Source organism: Lysobacter solisilvae (genome assembly GCF_016613535.2).
Taxonomy (GTDB): Bacteria; Pseudomonadota; Gammaproteobacteria; order Xanthomonadales; family Xanthomonadaceae; genus Agrilutibacter; species Agrilutibacter solisilvae.
The window spans coordinates 1,377,396-1,396,778 of record NZ_CP071518.1; the positions used below are offsets into that span (position 1 = coordinate 1,377,396).

Genomic DNA, 19,383 nt, shown 5'->3' on the forward strand with positions numbered 1-19,383 from the left:
ACCCAAGCGAGGCGTCCATGGTTCTGTCCGACATCTCCATCCGCCGTCCCGTCTTCGCGATGGTGATCAACCTGGTGGTGCTGCTGGTCGGCATCATCGCGTACGACCGCCTGGCGGTACGGCTGATCCCGAACGTCGACGTCCCGGTGGTCACCGTCAACACGGGCTATCCCGGCGCCAGTGCGCAGGTGATCGAGTCGCAGGTGACCCAGCCGATCGAGGACGCGTTGTCCGGCGTGGAAGGCGTGGAGTACATGCAGTCGGTCAGCCGCGAGCAGTCCAGCCAGGTGACCATCCGCTTCCGACTCAACCGCGATCCGGACGGCGCGGCGTCCGACGTGCGCGACCGCGTCGCGCAGGCGCGGCAGTTCCTGCCCGAGGAAGTCGACGAGCCGGTCGTCCAGAAACAGGAAGCCGACGCGCAGCCGATCATCTACCTGGCCTTCTCCTCCGACCGGCACTCGCAGGTGGAGATCGCCGACTACGCCGAGACGCTGGTCAAGGACCGCGTGCAGACCATCCCGGGCGTGGCCCAGGCGCAGGTCTACTCGAGCACCTACGCGATGCGCGTGTGGATCCAGCCGCAACGGCTGGCCGGCTTCGGCCTGACGCCGGCGGACGTGGAAGCCGCGCTGCGCGAGCAGAACGTGGAGATTCCGGCCGGGCGCGTGGAAGGCAGCGACCGCGAGTTCACCGTCCTGTCGGAAACCGACCTGAAGACGCCCGAGCAGTTCGGCAACATCGTGCTGGGCGACGTCAAGGGCACGCTGGTGCGCCTGCGCGACGTGGCCAAGGTCGAACTGGGCCAGGAGGAGGACCGCTTCCGCGCGCGCTACAACGGCAAGAACGCGGTGCCGCTGGGCATCGTCAAGCAGGCGGTGGCCAACCCGCTGGACATCTCGCAGGCGCTGCAGGAGATGCTGCCGAAGATCACCCAGTCGCTGCCGCAGGGCATGAAGGTCGAGATCGCCTATGACTCGACGATCTTCATCGACAAGTCGATCGAGGAGGTGCAGCACACGGTGCTGATCGCGATCGGCCTGGTGATCGTGGTGATCTTCCTGTTCCTGCGCAGCTGGCGGGCCACGCTGATCCCGCTGGTGACCATCCCGGTTTCGATGATCGGCGCGTTCGCGCTGATGTACGCCTTCGGGTTCACCATCAACACGCTGACGTTGCTGGCGATGGTGCTGGCGATCGGCCTGGTGGTCGATGACGCGATCGTGATGCTCGAGAACATCGTGCGCCACATCGAGGAAGGCATGCCGCCGATGGAGGCGGCGTTCAAGGGCAGCAAGGAGATCGGCTTCGCCATCGTCGCCATGACCCTGACCCTGGCCGCCGTGTACATCCCGCTGGCCTTCTCCACCGGGCGCACCGGCAAGCTGTTCGTGGAATTCGCACTGACGCTGGCCGGTTCGGTGCTGGTGTCCGGTTTCACCGCGCTGTCGCTGTCGCCGATGATGTGCTCACGGCTGCTGCGCGGCGACAACCACCACGGACGCTTCTACCAGGCCGGCGAACGCGTGCTGCAGTGGATGGATTCGCATTACCGCAGCGCCTTGTCGGCGATGATGCGCTGGCGCTGGATGGTCGTGGGCTTTGCCGCGCTGGTGTTCGCCGGCGCCGTCGGCTTGTTCCTGTGGCTGCCCAAGGAAACCGCGCCGCAGGAGGACCAGGGCTTCATCATCGCCATCGGCGTGGCGCCGGAAGGCTCCACGGTGGAGTACACCGACCGCTACGCCAAGCAGATGGAAGGCATGCTGATGGGCCTGCCGGACCAGCAGCGGGTGTTCGAGATCGTCGGCTTCCCGGACGTCACCCAGGCCATCGGTTTCACCATGCTCACCGACTGGTCCAAGCGTGAAAAGTCGGCCAAGGAAATCTCCGATGCGCTGGGCGGCCAGATGTTCTTCGCCGTGCCGGGCGTGCTGGCCTTCACGATGACGCCGCCGCCGCTGGGCAGCGACGACTTCCTGGGCAAGCCGGTCAACTTCGTCGTCCAGAGCACGGGCACGTGGGATGAGCTCAACGCCACCGTGCAGAAGCTCATGGCCAAGATGCAGACCAATCCGAAGCTGATCGCGCCGGAAACCGACCTGAAGCTCAATAAGCCGCAGCTGCGCGTGGAAGTCGACCGCGACAAGGTGGCTGCGGTGGGCAGCAGCGTGGACACGGTCGGCCACACGCTGGAGACGTTCCTGGGCGGGCGCAATGTGACGCGCTTCAAGCGGGGATCGGAGCAGTACGACGTCGTCGTGCAGATCGAGGATGCCGCCCGGCGCACGCCGGGGGCGCTGTCCAACGTGTTCGTCCGCGGTGGCGACGGGCAGATGGTGCAGCTGTCCAACCTGGTCAGCGTCAATGAGACGATCGCGGCCAAGGAGCTCAACCACTTCAACAAGCTGCGCGCCGCCACCGTGAGCGCCGGCCTCGCGCCGGGCTACTCCATCGGGGACGCGCTGACCTGGATGGAAGATGCGCTGCAGGAAGTCGCGCCGGCCTCGCCGTACGATCTGTCCGGCCAGAGTCGCGAATTCCGCGAGTCCTCCAGCGACTTCGCGATGATCTTCCTGCTGGCGCTGGCCTTCATCTTCCTGGTGCTGGCCGCGCAGTTCGAAAGCTGGGTGGATCCTTTCGTGATCCTGCTGGGGTCCGTGCCGCTGGCGTTCTTCGGCGCGCTGCTGCTGCTCAAGCTCACCGGCGGCTCGTTCAACATCTACACCCAGATCGGCCTGGTCACGCTGGTCGGCCTGATCGCCAAGCACGGCATCCTGATCGTGGAGTTCGCCAACCAGCTGCAGGAGGACGGACGCGACAAGTTCAACGCCGTGCTCGAAGCCGCCGCCCTGCGCCTGCGCCCGATCCTGATGACGACCGGCGCCATGGTCCTGGGATCGTTGCCGCTGGCCATTGCCACCGGCGCCGGCGCGGAGGCGCGCAACCAGATCGGCTGGGTCATCGTGGGCGGCATGTCGATCGGCACGCTGTTCACCCTGTTCGTGGTGCCGGTGGTGTACCTGCTGATCGGCCGCGACCACCACAAGGCGCAGACGCGCAAGGCGGCCAAGCTGCAGGCGGCGACGCAGTCGACCTGACGCACCGCACTGGCCGAAGGCGGGGCGCGCGGGAAACCGGGCGCCCTTCTTTTTGCCGGGCTGCGGACCTCAGGGCATGCGGCGCGGCTGTCCCGGCTTGGCCACGACCGACCGCGCGTCCGCGTCAGGTAAAGCGCCGGCCAACAAAAAACCCGGTCGCCTTCGCGACCGGGTTCGTTGTTCCACCGGGGTGGAGAGAGAGACGGTTACTTGACCTTGGACGCGTTGGCGACCTTGTTCGCAGCCTCTTCAACCGTGGCCTGCGTCTTGGCGGCGACGGTCTCGATCTGGGTCTTGGTGATCTGGCCGATGGCCTCGTTGGCCTTCAGCGTGCGGCCGAAGACGTCCTGGCCGACGGCCACGGCGCGCTCGACGTTCTCGCGGGCCACCTGGACGCCCTTCGGGAAGAGGGTCTTGAGGGCTTCGAGGTCACGGGCCTGCGCGGCTTCACCGAAGAAGGCGAAGGTGGCGTTGGCGCGCTCGTTCAGGACGCCCATCTGCAGGCCGAAGACGGCCTCGACGTTGTCCAGGGCGATGCGGTTGATCTGGGCGGCCGTGTCCGCGAACTGGCGCGAGGCGGCGGCAAACTGTTCGTTGAACTGGTACATGGCGGCTCCGTTAGTCTTTGACCAATCCGGTCGGGGGATCCGGCGGATTGTGCGACGCAGCATAACGGGCGGATTGTTGCATTGCAACATTTGGCGCTCCGGCGCCGACGAGCGGTTCAGATACCTTTCAAATCAATGGCTTGGCCCGGACGGGGCCGGTCCCGGGGGTTACGCCTCGCCGCGGTAGCGGCAGCCTGAGGTGCAGGTCTCATGGACCACGACCTCGCTCAACAGGGGCAGGACCGGCTTGAGGCGCTCCCAGATCCACACCGCCAGACGCTCGCTGGTCGGGTTGTCCAGGCCCTCGATCTCGTTGAGGTAGTGGTGGTCCAGGCGGTCGTACAGCGGCTGGAAGGCCTTCTTCACGTCGGCGAAATCCATCACCCAGCCCGTCTGCGCGCCGATGTCCCCGCGCAGGTGGATCTCCACCCGGAACGAGTGGCCATGCAGGCGCGCGCACTTGTGGCCGTCGGGCACGTTGGGCAGGCGGTGCGCCGCCTCGAGGGTGAAGACCTTGAAGATATCCATGGGGTGGATTGTACGGGTCGGCCCCCCGGCTTCCCCAATTCGAGCGGCCACGGCCGGCCTGATCCAGTCTTCGATCCTGCCCGGCGGCTGGAAGCGGGGCAGCGGCTCGGGAGCCCGGCCTGTGCTGCGTCGGCGCTCGCGCACAGCCTCGCGCCGCAGCCCCGTTGTATGCGGCAACCGGCCGCATCCGCTCCCGCGGTTTGTCAATCCTTACGCTGCGGCGGACGCGTTGCCACAATCGGGGCAGCATTCCCGCCGTAACGCCGAAAGACGCAATGCCCGAGATTTCCCCGCAGCTCGCCCAGCACATCGCCCGCACCATTGCCGCCGAGATCGGCGCGCAACCCGCCCAAGCCCTGTCGGCCATCGCCCTGCTCGACGAGGGCGCCACCGTTCCGTTCATCGCGCGCTACCGCAAGGAAGTCACCGGCGGGCTCGACGACACCCAGCTGCGCAACCTGGAAGTGCGCCTGACCTACCTGCGCGAACTGGAAGACCGTCGCGCCGCGGTGCTGTCCAGCATCGAGGAGCAGGGCAAGATGACCGACGCGCTGCGCGCGGACATCCTTGGTGCCGACAGCAAGTCGCGCCTGGAAGACCTGTATCTGCCGTACAAGATCAAGCGCCGCACCAAGGCGCAGATCGCCCGCGAAGCCGGCCTGGAACCGCTGGCCGACAGCCTGCTGGCCGATCCGTCGCAAACGCCGGAGACCGTCGCCGCGACGTTCGTCGATGCCGACAAGGGCGTGGCCGACCCCAAGGCCGCGCTCGACGGCGCGCGCGCCATCCTGATGGAGCGCTGGGGCGAGGACGCTGCGCTGGTCGGGCAATTGCGCCAGTGGCTCACCGAAGTCGGTGTCATCCGCGCACGCGTGGCCGAAGGCAAGGAGACCGAAGGCGCGAAGTACCGGGACTATTTCGACCACGCCGAATCGCTGGCGAAGATTCCCTCGCACCGCCTGCTCGCCCTGTTCCGCGCACGCCGCGAGGAGATCCTGTTCCTGGACCTCGACCCGGGCCAGGAAGCCGACGCGGGCCACCTCCAGGCCGAAGGCCGCGTCGCGCACCACGTCGGGGTCCGCGTGCAGGGGCGTCCCGCCGACAAGTGGCTGGGCGACACCTGCCGCCTGACCTGGAAGGCCAAGCTGCACCTGCACCTGATGCTCGACCTGTTCGGCCAGGCCCGCGAGAAGGCCGAGGCGGAGGCCATCGACGTGTTCGGGCACAACCTCAAGGACCTGCTGCTGGCCGCGCCGGCGGGCCCGAAGGCGGTGCTGGGTCTGGACCCCGGCCTGCGCACCGGCGTCAAGGTCGCGGTGGTCGATGCCACCGGCAAGCTGGTCGCGACGGACACCATCTATCCCCACGAGCCGCGCCGCCAGTGGGACCAGTCGCTGCACACGCTGCGCGCGCTGTGCACGAAGCACGGCGTCGACCTGATCTCGATCGGCAACGGCACCGCCTCGCGCGAGACCGACAAGCTGGCCGGCGACCTGATCAAACTGGCGCCCGAACTGAAGATGCAGAAGATCGTGGTCAGCGAGGCGGGCGCGTCGGTGTACTCGGCGTCGGAGTTCGCGGCGAAGGAATTCCCGGACCTGGACGTGTCCATCCGTGGCGCCGTGTCGATCGCCCGCCGCCTGCAGGACCCATTGGCCGAGCTGGTCAAGATCGAACCCAAGGCGATCGGCGTCGGCCAGTACCAGCACGACGTCGACCAGTACCGGCTGGCGCGTGCGCTCGATGCCAGGGTCGAGGACTGCGTGAATGCGGTGGGCGTGGACGTCAACACCGCTTCGGCCGCGCTGCTCACGCGCGTGTCGGGCCTGTCGTCGACCGTGGCGGAGAACATCGTCGTCTACCGCGACCAGAACGGCGCTTTCCGCAGCCGCAAGGAACTGCTGAAGGTGCCACGCCTGGGCGAGAAGACCTTCGAGCAGTGCGCCGGCTTCCTGCGCATCGCAGGCGGCGAGCAGCCGCTGGATGCCTCGTCCGTGCATCCGGAGGCCTACCCCGTGGTCGAGCGCATCCTCAAGCAGTGCGGCCGCGAAGTGTCCGCCGCCGAGGTCAAGCGTGTCATCGGTGATGCGCCGCTGCTGCGCGGGCTCAAGCCCGAGCAGTTCACCGACGAGAAGTTCGGTGTGCCCACCGTGCGCGACATCCTCAAGGAGCTGGAAAAGCCGGGCCGCGACCCGCGCCCCGAATTCAAGGCCGCGCGCTTCGCCGACGGCGTCGAGGACATCAAGGACCTGACGCCGGGCATGATCCTGGAGGGCGTGATCAGCAACGTCGCCGCCTTCGGCGCGTTCGTCGACATCGGCGTGCACCAGGACGGGCTGATCCATATCTCCGCGCTGTCGGACAAGTACGTCAAGGACCCGCGCGACGTGGTCAAGGCCGGCGACATCGTCAAGGTGCGGGTGCTGGAAGTCGACATCCCGCGCAAGCGCATCGCGCTCACGCGCCGCCTCGACGATGCGGTGCCTGCGCCGCGCCCGGCCGGGGAACGTGATGCCCGCGCCGCGGCGCCCCGTGGCCGCGACGCGCAGGGCGGCAGGCCGCCGCAGCGCACCAGTGCACCTCCGCCGGCGAACAACGCGCTGGCGGCGGCTTTCGCGAAGGCCAAGCAGGGCGGGTGACGTGACTGGAGATGGGGTCGGCGGCGAGCGGTTGCCGACCCCAGTCCCGGCGCTGCGACGCAACCCGATGCAATGCGGGGTGGTCGGTGGTCGGCCTGGCAGGTCCGAGGCCTCGCGCTCGCGCTGGACCCACCCGGGCACGGAGTGCCGTGCGCGAACTTACTCCTGCACCGAGCGCCGCGCCTTGGCCGGCGCAGTGGCGGTGGCGGTTCCCCGCAGCTGCTTGCGCAGATCGTCCAGGGTGACGGTGATGTGGTCGGCGAGCAGGGTCGTGACGCGCTGCGGGTCGCGCGCCATCCAGGCCTTGAGCAGTGCGCGGTGCTCGCGGTGCGCGCGGGCATGGCGGCCGGCCGGTTCCAAGTGCTTGTGCACGTAGCGCTCGGCCAGCACGTGCAGGCGTTCGATCAGCTGGGAGGTGACATGCCGGCCGCCCGGACGCACCAGCGCCAGGTGGAAGGCGCGATTGAGCAGCACCATCGCGCGGCCATCGCCGCCGGTGGCGTTCTCCAGCGCGGTCAGTGCGGCGGTCGCGGTGGCGCGTTCGGCCTCGTCGGCTTCCAGGCTGGCGTGGGCGGCTGCCTCGGGTTCGATCTTCAGCCGCAGGGCGAACACTTCCTCGGCCTCGGTCGTGGTCAGCGCCGGCACCACGAAACCGCGGTTGGGATGCGACTGCAGCAGTCCGTGCTGCTCCAGCCGCGCCAGCGCCTCGCGCAGGGGGATCTTGCTGATCCCCAATTCCTCGGCGAGGGCGTCCTGCCGGATCGGCGACAGCGGGGGGATCCGCGCCGACAGGATCCGCTCGCGGATCACTTCGAAGGCCTGGTCGGCCAGAGTCCGGGTGACGATGCTCATGCCCCCAGTCTAGCCTGCGGCCAGATACGTCGTGCGCACCGTGGTGTAAAACGCCCGCGCAGCTCGTCCTTGTTCACGCGGGCCAAAACTGGAGGCGCCCATGCCGCCGAAGGGCGCGTGGTGATCGACCCCGGCCGTGGGCAGGTTGATCATCAGCATGCCCGCGCGCGCATGGTGCTTGAATGCCTCGGCGTGCCGGAGCGAGCGCGTGCACAGGCCGGCCGACAGGCCGTGGCGCGAATCGTTGAGCAGCGCCAGCGCCTCATCGAAGCCGTCGACGCGGAACACGCCCGCGACCGGTCCGAAGATCTCCTCGCGCGCCAGCGGGCCGGCGTGGTCGGCGTGGTCGAACAATGTCGGCGGGAAGAAGCAGTCCTGAGGGTCGGGCACGGCACCGAAGGCGGTGATGGCGCCGCTGCGACGCACTGCATCCACCTGCGCACTGACCCGTTCCTTCTGCCGAGGCGAGGCGAGTGGGCCCACGTCGGTGGCTGCCTGGCGCGGGTCGCCAATCGCCAGGCGGTCCACGCGTTGCGCCAGGGCCACGACGAAGCGGTCGGCGATCGCGTGGTCGACAATGATCCGCGAGGTCGCCGTGCATCGCTGGCCCGCGGCGAAGAACGCGCCATTCGCTGCGCATTCCACTGCCACGTCGAGATCAGCGTCGGCCAGCACGATCAGGCCGTTGACGCCGCCCATCTCCAGCTGCACGCGCGCGCCGCGGGCCGTCACGGCCTGCCGCACCGCACTGCCGGCACTCTCCGAGCCGGTGAACGACACCGCATCGATGCCAACGTGCGCGCACAGGGCGGCGCCGCTGGCGCCGGCGCCGAGCAGCATGTTGACGCTGCCCGAGGGCAGGCCGGAGTGCGCGACGATGCCCATCAGCTTCGCGGCGATGGCCGAGGACACTTCGGAAGGCTTCCACACCACGGTATTGCCGAACGCCAGGGCCGGGGCGATCTTCCAGGCGGGAATCGCGATCGGGAAATTCCAGGGCGTGATCACGCCCACCACGCCGACGGGGTGCTGCATCACCTCGACCATGGCGCCCAGGCGAGTGGAGTCGAAGCGCTCGCCGACGTTGCGCAGGGTCTCGCCGGCGAAGAAGTCGAAGATGCGCGCGGCGCGGATCGTCTCGCCGCGTGCGTCGCGCAGGGTCTTGCCGGTCTCGCGTGCGATCAGCAGGGCGAAGTCGTCGGCCTCCGCGGCGATCTGCCGGCCGATGCGCGCCAGTGCGTCGCTGCGGGCTTCGATGCCCCCCAGCGACAACGGCGCCAGCGCCCGCCGGGCCGCATCGACGGCATGCGCCACGAGGTCGGCGCCGGCCTGCGGCAGCCGCACGCACAGATCGTCCGGCACCGCCGGGTTGCGCTGTTCCAGCTCGGCTGGCCCGGGCATGTCCTGCCCCGCGATGTGATGGGCCAGGGTCAGGGAAGTTGCGTGCATTTCGTCGTTCACGTCAGGTCACCACGAAGCCGTGGGCAAAGGTGTCGGCATCGTCGATCCAGATCTGGCTGAAGCCGGTGGCGATCGCCGCGCCTTCGATGGAGGGCACGATCGCCGCGTGGGGGCCCACGGTCGTCTCGTCTTCGACGCGGCCGATGAAGCGGCTGCCGATGTAGCTCTCGTGCACGAAGCGGTCGCCCCTGCGCAGCCGGCCGGTCGCGGCCAGCTGCGCCATCCGCGCCGACGTGCCCGTGCCGCAGGGGCTGCGATCGATCGCGCGCTCGCCGTAGAACACCGCATTGCGGCCGTCGGCGCCGTCGCCGCGCGGCGCGTCCGCCCACAGCACGTGGCTGACGCCCCGGATCGAGGGGTCCAGCGGGTGCACCGGCTCGAACTGCTCGCGGACCAGGGCACGGACGGTGCGGCTGAGTTCGATGATGCGTGCCGCGCCGAGCGCATCCAGGCTGGTGTACGCCCCCTGGGGTTCGACGATCGCGTAGTAGTTGCCGCCATAGCAGACATCGATGGCCAGCTCCCCGAAGCCGGGCACCTGCACGCGCAGGCCACGCGCGGCCAGGTAGCTGGGCACGTTGCGCAGGCGGATGCTGGCCACGCGTTCGCCCTCGCTGCGGTATTCCACGTCGATGACTCCCGCCGGCACTTCCACGCGCAAGCGGCCGGATTCGCGCGGCCGGATCAGGCCGTGCTCCAGACCGAAGGTGAGGATGCCGATCGTGCCGTGACCGCACATCGGCAGGCAGCCGCTGGTTTCGATGAAAAGAATGCCCAGGTCGGCATCGTCACGCGTGGGCGGATAGAGAAACCCGCCCGACATCATGTCGTGACCGCGGGGCTCGAACATCAGGCCGGTGCGGATCCAGTCGAAACGGGCCAGGAAATCCTGGCGCCGTTCGCTCATCGAAGCCCCCGTGAGCAGGGGCGCGCCACCGCTCACCAGCCGGACCGGATTGCCCGCGGTGTGGCCGTCGATGCAGAAGAACGTATGGCGCATCGACGGTGTCCTCAGGCGGCCGCGGCGGCGACGAGGGTGGGTCGCGTGGCGGCCGCGCGTTCGACCATGCGCCGCACTTCCTCGTAGCGCGTGCCCGTGAGCGGCATGCGTGGCATGCGCACGCGCTCGGTGCCGCGTCCCATCACCGCTTCGGCCAGCTTGATCGCCTGCACCAGGTCGTGCCCGGCGTCCAGGTGCAGCAGCGGCATGAACCAGCGGTAGATCTGCAGCGCCCGCGCCAGGTCGCCGCGCTGCACCGCGTCCCACAGCGCCAGTGATTCCTGCGGGAAGGCGTTGGTCAGGCCCGACACCCAGCCGCGGGCGCCGAGCAGCAGGCCCTCGAGCGCGACGTCGTCGAGGCCCGCGAACAGGGCGAAGCGGTCGCCGAAGGCATTGATCAGGTCGGTGAAGCGACGCGGGTCGGGCGCGCTTTCCTTCACCGCCACCACGTTGGGCACTTCCACCAGCCCGGCGAGGGCCTGCGTGCTGATGCTGACCCGGTAGGCCGGCGGGTTGTTGTAGAGCATCACCGGCAGCGCGGTGCTGGCCGCGACCATGCGGAAGTGCGCGAGCAGTTCGGCTTCGGTGGGCACGTACACCATCGCCGGCAGCACCATCAGGCCGGTGGCGCCGATGTTTTCCGCGGAGCGGGCGAAGGCCATCGCGCGTGGCGTGGTGAGTTCGGAAACGCCGGCGATGACGGGCACGCGCCCGGCGGCCACTTCCACGGCCGCGGCCAGCACCGCCTGCTTTTCGTCGGGCTCCAGCGAATTGTTCTCGCCCACCGTGCCGATGATGATCAGGCCGTGCACGCCGTCGCGTATCAGCGCGTCCTGCACTCTCTGTGTGGCATCGATATCCAGCGCGAAGTCGGGCTTGAACTGGGTGGTGGCGGCGGGGATCACTCCCTGCCAGCGGCAGGCACTCGTGGGCATGCGGTTTTTTCTCCGGGGGTTGAATATCGTAGATCGTATACGATATATATGCCGCCACCAAGGGGGCAGCCGGCCCCCGGAGCCGACCCGCGTGCACGCCAGCAGCACTCCTTCCACTGCCGTGGTGATCGGCGCCGGCATCGTCGGCCTGGCCTGTGCGTTGCGCCTGCAGCAGTGCGGGCTGACCACGACGCTGGTAGATGCCCAGACCCGCCCGCAGGGGGCCTCGTACGGCAATGCCGGGCACATCGCGATCGAGCAGGTCGAACCCCTGGCCTCCTGGTCCACGTTGCGTTCGGCGCCCCGCCGGCTTTTCGCCATGGGCGGCGCGCTGGACGTCCGCGATCCGCTGTGGGTGGCGCCGTGGGCACTGCAGATGGCGTGCGCGGCGTCCCCGCGTCGCTTCGAAGCCGGGCGCGCGGCACTGGGCGGCTTGCTGCGGCAGGCGCTGCCCGCCTGGCGCAACCTGGTGGACACCCTGGGGCGACGCGACCTGCTGCGCGCCGATGGCCATGTCGTGGTGTGGGAATCTGCCGCCAGCGCCGCCCGTGGCCGCGCGACATGGGCGCGCGCGGACATCGGCGGTGCCCGCGTGCGCGATCTGGTCCAGGCCGAACTCGACGAGCTGGCGGCCGTGCTGCGCAGCCGGCCGGCGGGCGGCGTGCATTTCGAAGGCACCGCGCAGGTCGCCGACCCCGGCCTGGCGCTCGAAGTCATGCGCGACGCGTTTGAAGCCTGCGGCGGCACGCTTCGCCAGGCGCCAGTGCGCGCGTTGTCGGTGCAGGACGGCCGTACGGGCGCGGTGCTCACCGACGGCAGCGTGCTGCAGGGCGACTGCGTCCTCGTGGCCGCGGGTGTGGGTTCGCGCGCACTGCTGGCAACTCTGGGGATACACGCTCCACTGATCGCCGAGCGCGGTTATCACCTGCAGTGGAGCGAACACAACTGGCCGCTGCGCATGCCGCCGGTGGTGTTCGAGGACCGGTCGCTGATCCTTACCCGCTTCCGCAGCGGACTGCGCGCGGCCAGCTTCGTCGAATTCGCGCGGCAGGAGACCCCGCCGGACCCGCGCAAGTGGCGGGCATTGGGTCGCCATGCGAGTGATCTGGGGCTGCCGGTCGGCGGTGAACCGCAGCCCTGGATGGGTGCGCGGCCGACCCTTCCCGACTATCTGCCCGCGATCGGTCGCAGCGCGACGGCACCGGGCCTGCTGTACGCCTGCGGCCACCAGCACCTGGGACTCACCCTGGCGCCGCTGACCGCGCACCTGGTCGCGGCGCTGGCCACAGGACGCCCGCCGCCGGTGTCGGTGCAGCCCTTCGATCTCGCCCGCTTCTCCTCGGCCCGATCCTCCTCTGCCCACTTTCCGTCACGCGCTTCTTCAGCGAGCACACGTCCATGAGTCAAGGTATCGGCGGTTCCACGGCGGAACACGAACTGGCGGCGCTGCGGCGCTGGCCGCAGCAGGCCGCGCGCATCGGCGCCGAAGAACGTGCGCATCGCCTCAAGCGCGCCCGCGCGCTGATGGCCGATGCCGGCGTGGACGCCCTGGTCATCAACGCGGGCGCCAGCCTGCGGTATTTCTCCGGCCTGCCGTGGGCGCCGACCGAGCGGCTGATCGTGCTGCTGGTCCGCCCGTCGGGTCCCCCGGTGCTGGTGTGTCCACAGTTCGAGCTGGGCTCGGTCGAAGCGGGGCTGGGCGTGCTGGCCGACGTACGCACCTGGGAGGAGCACGACAGCCCACACGCGCTGCTCGCCGACTCCCTGCGGGAAGTGGGCGCCCGCCGGATCGCGGTCGATCCGCAGATGCCCTTCTGCCATATCCAGGCGCTGCGACAGGCGGCGCCCGGCGTCGAGCTGATCGACGCCGCCCCCGTCATCGACGGCTGCCGCATGCACAAGTCACAGGCCGAACTCGCCCTGATCCGCCAGGCGATGGCGATGACGCTGGAAGTGCACCGCCGCGCCGCAGCCATCCTGCGTCCGGGCGTCAGCACCGCGAACGTGCGGCGCTTCATCGACGAGGCACACCGCGCGCTGGGCGCCGACAACGGCAGCACCTTCTGCGCGGTCCAGTTCGGCCAGGCGACCTGCTACCCGCACGGCGTCCCCGGCGAACAGCTGCTTGCACGGGGCGACCTGGTGCTGATCGATACCGGCTGCACCGTCGACGGTTACCACTCCGACATCACCCGGACCTACGTGTTCGGTGCGCCCACCGTCGAGCAGTCGGCGGTGTGGCAGCTGGAGCGCGAAGCGCAGCAGGCGGCTTTCGACGCAGTCCGCCCGGGATATCCGTGCGAAACCGTCGATGCGGCGGCGCGCACGGTACTGACACGCGCCGGCTTCGGGCCCGACTACCGCCTGCCCGGGCTGCCGCACCGCACCGGGCACGGCATCGGGCTGGCGATCCACGAGGCGGCCTACCTGGTGCGCGGTGACCGCACGCCGCTGGCGCCGGGCATGTGCTTCAGCAACGAACCGATGATCGTCGTGCCGGGCCGCTTCGGAATACGACTCGAAGACCACTTCCACGTGACCGAACGCGGCGCGCAGTGGTTCACGCCGCCATCGCCCTCGCTGGCGGCGCCGTTCGGATGACCCCATACCGCGCGGGGAGCCGCCACTGGGCCGGCACGCTCCTCAACACGATGCTCCCGGCGACATCACGCGCACATCGCCGCCAGCCATGGGCAGCACGAGCTGCCCACGCCACAGGAGAGGTGTCATGACACCGCGTTTTTCCAGGTCCAGACGTTCCAGAGGGTTCACCGCCGCCGTCGGCATTGCCGCCATGTGCGTCGCCATGCTCGGCTACGCCGCCGCCACCAGTCCCGGCGGCATGCTGCGTCCCGTCACCCAGCCCGAATCGCGTGCGCCGCACGTGGTCGCGCGTCCCGCCAGCGTCAACGCACCGGTCAACGCCCCGGTCAGCGCATCGAGGCACACGGCCTCCGCGCCCGCGTCGCCGGCCCGCGCCCGTATCGGCCGGCGTCCCAGCACCGAGAAGGAGGTGTTCGGCGCCCACTTGCAGTACCGGCCGCTCGACCCCGCCCATCGCGCACCCCTGCAGAGCCCGCTGGCGCGCAAGGTCGACAGTGGCTACGACTACGCCGCGCTCCACCGCAACGTGCTGCGCCGTCCCAGCCAGCTGAAGCGCACCAAGGCCCAGGCCATGGCGGCCTGCGACAGCAACCAGTTCGGCAGTCTCAGTGGCGCGGCGCTGGTCACGGCCGTCAAGGCGGCGGAGACATCGTGCATCAACACGCTGTTCGGCCTCACCGGCACGGCGGCGTACAACACTTTCCGCGAAGCGCAGATGGTGACGATCGCCAACGCGATGACCTCCGCGACGACCAGCTACAACGGCACCAACGCCGGCAACCTCGCCCAGCTGGTGCTGTTCCTGCGCGCGGGCTACTACGTGCAGTTCTACGACACCAGCGTGGGCAGCTACGGCACCGCGCTGCGCAACGCCATCCGTCCCGCGCTGGACGCCTTCGCGGCCAACTCGTCTTTCGGCCTGGTGAACGACACCCACGGCGAGATCCTGTCGGAGTACGTCATCCTGCTGGACAGCGCCGGCGAGAACGCGCGCTACCTGTACCTGGTCAAGCGGCTGCTCAATGCCTACAACAGCAGCTACAACACGTACTACTGGATGAAGTCGGCGGTCAACAACGCCTACACCATCCTGTGGCGCGGTCACCAGATGGACGATTTCCGCGCGGCGGTACAGGCCGACACTTCGATCGTCGATACGCTGCATACCTTCGTCAACAACAACTTCGCCCAGCTGGGCGGCGCCAACGACTATCTGGTGGCCAACGCCGGCCGTGAGATGGCGCGCTTCCTGCAATACACCGGGCCCCTGAAGAGCCTGGCGCAGCTGCGTTCGAAGAACCTGATCGATCGTTCCACGATCCCCGGTGCCACCGCCAAGCTGTGGCTGGGCGTGGGCGAGATGATCGACTACCACGACAAGGCCAACTGCGCGTACTACAACCTGTGCGACTTCGTCGCCCGCGTCGATGCGGCCGCGCTGCCGATCCGCCACACCTGCAGCCCGACGCTGAAGATCCGTGCCCAATCGATGACGAGCACCGAGCTGGCCAACACCTGCTCGATCGTCGCCGGCCAGGAGAATTACTTCCACCAGCAGGCCGCGACCAACCGCACGCCGGTGGCCCAGGACAACAACGCCGCGCTGGAGATGGTGGTCTTCGACAGCAGCAGTGACTACGGCACGTATGCCGGCACGCTCTACGGCATCGACACCAACAACGGCGGCATGTACCTCGAGGGTGACCCGGCGGTCGTCGGCAACCAGGCGCGCTTCATCGCCTACGAGGCCGAGTGGCTGCGCCCGACCTTCGAGATCTGGAACCTCACCCACGAGTACATCCATTACCTGGACGGGCGGTTCAACATGTTCGGCGACTTCCAGGCCGCGATGACCCAGAAGACCGTGTGGTGGGTCGAGGGCTTTGCCGAGTACATGTCCTACTCGTACCGCAACGTGATCTACACCGCCGCGCAGAACGAGGCCGCGGCCGGTACCTACAACCTGAGCCAGGTGTTCCAGAACGATTACAACAGCGGCACGACCCGGGTCTACCGCTGGGGCTACCTGGCCGTGCGCTACATGTTCGAAAAGCGCCGCAGCGATGTCAGCAACATCCTCGCCTACTTCCGTCCGGGCAACTACACCGGCTACGCGAGCTTCATGACCAGTATCGCCACGCGCGACGACGCGGCGTTCAAGGCCTGGCTGCCCTGCGTGGTGAACCCGTCCAATCCGGGCTGCAGCGCGGCCAACCAGGCGCCCAAGGCCGTGTTCGGGTACGCGGTCAGCGGGCTGAAGGCGAACTTCACCGACGGCTCCAGCGATCCGGACGGCGCCATCGTGGCGCGCAGCTGGAACTTCGGCGACGGCACCACGTCGACGGCGACCAATCCAAGCAAGACCTGGAGCACGGCAGGCAGCTACACCGTCTCGTTGACCGTGACCGACGACAAGGGCGCACGCACCACGGCCAGCAAGGTGGTGACCGTAGCCTTCCCCGAGTGCACCGCCACCGATACGCGCGTGCTCGACCGCAACTGCAGTCGTAGCAACCTGACCGCAGCGCAGGGCAGCCTGAAGTACTTCTACATCTACGTGCCCGCCGGCACGCCCAGCCTGCGAATCACCAGCACAGGCGGCACCGGCAATGCGGACCTGTACGTCAACACGCTGGGCAACTGGGCCTCGCCGACGTCGCACAACTACCGTTCGACCACGTCGACCAACAGCGAGACCCTGGTCGTCAACAACCCGCCGGCTGGCTACGTGTACGTGAGCCTGTACGCGACGACGGCCTTCAGCGGCGTGCGCCTGTCGGTCCAGTACTGATTTCCTCGCTTCGGGGCGGGCTTCGTCTGCCGCCCCGTCTTTTTCCACCGGCCCGTCCGCCCCCGAAACCGGCGGCGGGCCCCCGGGAAGCGCCCGAATGATCGTGACGGTGATCCTGATCCTGCTGTGCGTGCTGGGAAGCGCGTTCCTGGCCACGCTGCTGCATGCCGCGCGCAGGCGCGGGCAGCTGCGACCGTCGCTGGAGGCCATCGGCCTGGGCGCGGTCACCAATTTCTTCGACACGCTGGGCATCGGCTCGTTCGCGCCGACCACGGCGTGGCTCAAGCTGCGCCGCTGCGTGCCGGACAGTTTCCTGCCGGCCACGCTCAACAGTGGTCATGCGTTGCCCACGGTCGTGCAGGCCGTGGTGTTCATCCATCTGGTGCGCGTGGACCCGTGGCTGCTGTGCGGCTGCATCGCCGCCGCGGTGTGCGGTGCCGCGCTGGGCGCACGCTGGGTGGTGCGCGTGCCGGTGCGCGTGGTGCAAGGAGTCGTCGGCGTGGCGATGCTGCTGGCGGCGGCGCTGTACGCGCTGGCCAACCTGAAGCTGATGCCGGCCGGCGGCCAGGCGCTGGGCCTGGACGGCGCCGGCTTCGCGGTGGCTGTGTCAGCACACCTGATGTTGGGCGCGCTGATGAGCTTCGGCATCGGTCTGTACGCGCCCTCGCTGATCCTGCTCAGCCTGCTGGGCCTGGAGCCGACCGCGGCGTTTCCGGTCATGATGGGCGCCTGTGCGTTCCTGATGCCGGTCAGCGGAATGCGCTTCGTGCGGTCCGCCCGCATCGACCTGCGCGTCGTGCTTGGCCTGGCGCTGGGCGGCATCCCGGCCGTGGTGCTCGCGGCGTTCGTCGTGCGCAGCCTCACCCTGGAGAACCTGCGCTGGGGCGTGGTGGTGGTGGTCCTGTATGCCGCGATCGCGTTGCTGCGGTCGGCCCTGCGGGCGCCTTCGCCGGTGCCCGCGCCGGACCTGATCCGACCCTCGACCTAGCGGTCCCAAGTCCCTGCGGAGATTGCGATGTCCCGACTGGTCCTGATCGTACTGGCCGCCTGCATGGCGCTTCCCTCCTGGGCGCAGACGCCTTCGCAGGATCTGCAGACGCTGTTCGACGAAGAGCGCGCGTTCCTCTGGCGGGCCGATCCGCTGGTGGCCACTGCCGATGGTGAGCACCGGTTCGACGACCGCCTGCCGTCGGTGACGCCGGAAGCCCAGCGCGCGCGCCTGGAGGCCGACCGCGGCTTCCTGCGGCGCCTGCAGGCGCTCGACCGCTCTCGGCTGGGGCCGGGAGAGCAGGTGAGCCATGATCTGTTCGCCTTCATGGTCGGCCAGCGCATCGAAATGGCCGAACACCGCGAGTGGCGCATTCCGCTCAACAGCGATAGCGGCTTCCACGCCGACGTGCTCTTCATGCATGAGCTCGCCGCGCCGCGCACCGTCGCCGATTACGAGCGCTACATTGCCCGCCTGCGCGAGGTGCCGCGTTACTTCGACGAGAACCTCGCCAACATGCGGCAGGGCATGCGGGAGGGCTTCACCCTGCCGGCCGCCGTGATCGACGGCGTCTCCCGCGCGATCGCCGCCGAACAGTTCACGCGGGTGGAGGACTGCCCGTTGTTCCGCCCGTTCGCCACGTTTCCGACCACGGTCCCGGCCAGCGAGCGGGCCCGGCTGGCATCCGCCGGCCGTGAGGCGATCGAGGAGGGTGTGCTTCCGGCGTACGCGAAGTTCCAGTCCTTCTTCGAGCGCGAGTACCGCGCCCGGGCACGCGCGAGCATTGCCGCGACGCAACTGCCGGGCGGCGAGGAGTACTACGCCGACCTGGTGCGTTACTACACGACACTGCCCGAAGCGACCGCCGACCAGGTGCACGCTACCGGCCTGGCCGAAGTGAAGCGGATCCGCGCGGCGATGGAGGCGATCATCGCCGAGGTCGGCTTCAAGGGCAGCTTTGCCCAGTTCCTGGACTTCCTGCGTACCGACCCGCAGTTCTACGCCCGCACCCCGGAGCAGCTGCTGCATGCGGCCGCGTGGCTGGCCAAGCAGGCTGATGCGCGGCTGCCCGAATACTTCGGACGGCTGCCGCGCACCCCCTATGGCGTGCGCGCCGTCCCCGACGCACTGGCGCCCAACTACACCGGCGGCCGCTACAACCCGGGTCCGCTGGGCGGCGCGGGCGAGTACTGGGTCAATACGTACCAGCTCCAATCGCGCCCGCTGTACGTGTTGCCAGCATTGACGCTGCACGAGGCGGTGCCGGGCCACCACCTGCAGGGCGCGCTGGCGCGCGAGCAGACGGGCGTGCCCGCGTTTCGCGTCAACTTCTACCCGCACGCCTTCGGCGAAGGCTGGGGCCTGTATTCGGAGAAGCTCGGCGAGGAATTCGGCCTCTATCGCACCCCGTACGAGCGTTTTGGTCGGCTGACCTACGAGATGTGGCGCGCGAGCCGGCTGGTCGTGGACACCGGCATGCACGCCAAGGGGTGGACCCGGCAGCAGGCGCTGGACTTTCTCGCCGCCAACACGGCCTTGTCCGAGCATGAGGTACGGACCGAGGTCGACCGCTACATCGCCTGGCCCGGGCAGGCCCTCGCCTACAAGACCGGCGAACTGAAGATCCTCGCGCTGCGTCGCAAGGCCGAATCGGCCCTGGGTGCGCACTTCGACATCCGCGCCTTTCACGACACCGTGCTGTGCAACGGCGGAGTGACCCTGCCGGTGCTGGAAGCCCAGGTCGAGGACTGGCTGAAGCACGAGATGGCGTGCCTGGACCCGGCGCATCGCGGTTGCGTCCCGCCTCGCCAGTCCGGATGTCCGGTGGCGGACAGCCCCGGCGCGCCCGGACCGGGGCGCTGAGGACGTCCCGCCAGGC

At 69.0% G+C, this 19,383-nt stretch carries 13 protein-coding genes; 7 read left to right on the plus strand and 6 right to left on the minus strand.

Translation table 11 applies throughout. From position 1 onward, the window contains the following. The first annotated feature begins 17 nt into the window (after positions 1-17). Complete coding sequence (locus tag I8J32_RS06090; protein ID WP_200616175.1) at positions 18-3,098, plus strand: efflux RND transporter permease subunit; 3,081 nt, start codon at positions 18-20, stop codon at positions 3,096-3,098. A 206-nt stretch (positions 3,099-3,304) separates the two neighbouring features. Here the strand turns inward: I8J32_RS06090 and I8J32_RS06095 are convergent, their stop codons facing one another. Together I8J32_RS06095 and queD are read right to left on the minus strand one after the other, a co-directional pair. Then, positions 3,305-3,706, minus strand: a complete 402-nt coding sequence (locus I8J32_RS06095) for a phasin family protein (protein WP_200616174.1) — start codon at positions 3,704-3,706, stop codon at positions 3,305-3,307. Between the two features lie 168 nt (positions 3,707-3,874). Then, entirely contained in the window at positions 3,875-4,234 is a 360-nt protein-coding gene (gene queD, locus I8J32_RS06100) for a 6-carboxytetrahydropterin synthase QueD (protein WP_200616173.1), read from the minus strand. 275 nt (positions 4,235-4,509) lie between these two features. On the opposite strand from queD, the gene I8J32_RS06105 reads away from it, so the two are divergent. Next, complete coding sequence (locus I8J32_RS06105; RefSeq protein ID WP_200616172.1) at positions 4,510-6,873, plus strand: Tex family protein; 2,364 nt, start codon at positions 4,510-4,512, stop codon at positions 6,871-6,873. A 159-nt stretch (positions 6,874-7,032) separates the two neighbouring features. Here I8J32_RS06105 and I8J32_RS06110 read toward each other — a convergent pair whose 3' ends face one another. The 4 genes from I8J32_RS06110 to I8J32_RS06125 are packed head-to-tail and all read right to left on the minus strand — an operon-like array spanning position 7,033 to position 11,121. After that, positions 7,033-7,725 carry a GntR family transcriptional regulator gene (locus tag I8J32_RS06110; protein WP_200616171.1) on the minus strand — a complete coding sequence of 231 codons (693 nt, stop codon included), beginning with the start codon at positions 7,723-7,725 and terminating at the stop codon, positions 7,033-7,035. 9 nt (positions 7,726-7,734) lie between these two features. Beyond that, on the minus strand, positions 7,735-9,186 hold the full coding sequence (locus I8J32_RS06115; protein ID WP_200616170.1) for an aldehyde dehydrogenase family protein: 1,452 nt from the start codon (positions 9,184-9,186) through the stop codon (positions 7,735-7,737). 1 nt (position 9,187) lies between these two features. Further along, positions 9,188-10,186, minus strand: coding sequence for a 4-hydroxyproline epimerase (locus I8J32_RS06120; RefSeq protein WP_200616169.1), 999 nt, complete (start codon positions 10,184-10,186; stop codon positions 9,188-9,190). A gap of 11 nt (positions 10,187-10,197) precedes the next feature. Continuing rightward, entirely contained in the window at positions 10,198-11,121 is a 924-nt protein-coding gene (locus I8J32_RS06125; RefSeq protein ID WP_200616168.1) for a dihydrodipicolinate synthase family protein, read from the minus strand. 91 nt (positions 11,122-11,212) lie between these two features. Between I8J32_RS06125 and I8J32_RS06130 the strand changes: the two genes are divergently transcribed. The 5 genes from I8J32_RS06130 (at position 11,213) to I8J32_RS06150 (ending at position 19,367) form a co-directional block, all read left to right on the plus strand. Next, the gene (locus tag I8J32_RS06130; protein ID WP_200616167.1) at positions 11,213-12,523 is read left to right on the plus strand and encodes an NAD(P)/FAD-dependent oxidoreductase; all 1,311 of its coding nucleotides are present in this window, start codon (positions 11,213-11,215) and stop codon (positions 12,521-12,523) included. Beyond that, a complete protein-coding gene (locus tag I8J32_RS06135) occupies positions 12,520-13,722 on the plus strand; it encodes a M24 family metallopeptidase (RefSeq protein WP_200616166.1) in 1,203 nt (400 codons plus the stop codon). The genes I8J32_RS06130 and I8J32_RS06135 overlap by 4 nt, the downstream gene beginning before the upstream one ends. A 205-nt stretch (positions 13,723-13,927) precedes the next feature. Next, complete coding sequence (locus I8J32_RS06140; protein WP_207526825.1) at positions 13,928-16,516, plus strand: collagenase; 2,589 nt, start codon at positions 13,928-13,930, stop codon at positions 16,514-16,516. A gap of 97 nt (positions 16,517-16,613) precedes the next feature. Further along, positions 16,614-17,504 (plus strand): TSUP family transporter, encoded by an 891-nt coding sequence (locus I8J32_RS06145; RefSeq protein WP_200616163.1) that lies wholly within the window; start codon positions 16,614-16,616, stop codon positions 17,502-17,504. Between the two features lie 27 nt (positions 17,505-17,531). Next, positions 17,532-19,367 (plus strand): DUF885 domain-containing protein, encoded by a 1,836-nt coding sequence (locus tag I8J32_RS06150; RefSeq protein WP_200616162.1) that lies wholly within the window; start codon positions 17,532-17,534, stop codon positions 19,365-19,367. The last annotated feature ends 16 nt before the right edge of the window (positions 19,368-19,383 follow it).

Excerpts from the sequence above, each read along its gene's own strand:
- I8J32_RS06090 (WP_200616175.1), top strand. The coding sequence starts at position 18 with ATGGTTCTGTCCGACATCTCCATCCGCCGTCCCGTCTTCGCGATGGTG.
- I8J32_RS06095 (WP_200616174.1), bottom strand. The coding sequence starts at position 3,706 with ATGTACCAGTTCAACGAACAGTTTGCCGCCGCCTCGCGCCAGTTCGCG.
- queD (WP_200616173.1), bottom strand. The coding sequence starts at position 4,234 with ATGGATATCTTCAAGGTCTTCACCCTCGAGGCGGCGCACCGCCTGCCC.
- I8J32_RS06105 (WP_200616172.1), top strand. The coding sequence starts at position 4,510 with ATGCCCGAGATTTCCCCGCAGCTCGCCCAGCACATCGCCCGCACCATT.
- I8J32_RS06110 (WP_200616171.1), bottom strand. The coding sequence starts at position 7,725 with ATGAGCATCGTCACCCGGACTCTGGCCGACCAGGCCTTCGAAGTGATC.
- I8J32_RS06120 (WP_200616169.1), bottom strand. The coding sequence starts at position 10,186 with ATGCGCCATACGTTCTTCTGCATCGACGGCCACACCGCGGGCAATCCG.
- I8J32_RS06125 (WP_200616168.1), bottom strand. The coding sequence starts at position 11,121 with ATGCCCACGAGTGCCTGCCGCTGGCAGGGAGTGATCCCCGCCGCCACC.
- I8J32_RS06135 (WP_200616166.1), top strand. The coding sequence starts at position 12,520 with ATGAGTCAAGGTATCGGCGGTTCCACGGCGGAACACGAACTGGCGGCG.
- I8J32_RS06140 (WP_207526825.1), top strand. The coding sequence starts at position 13,928 with ATGCTCGGCTACGCCGCCGCCACCAGTCCCGGCGGCATGCTGCGTCCC.
- I8J32_RS06145 (WP_200616163.1), top strand. The coding sequence starts at position 16,614 with ATGATCGTGACGGTGATCCTGATCCTGCTGTGCGTGCTGGGAAGCGCG.
- I8J32_RS06150 (WP_200616162.1), top strand. The coding sequence starts at position 17,532 with ATGTCCCGACTGGTCCTGATCGTACTGGCCGCCTGCATGGCGCTTCCC.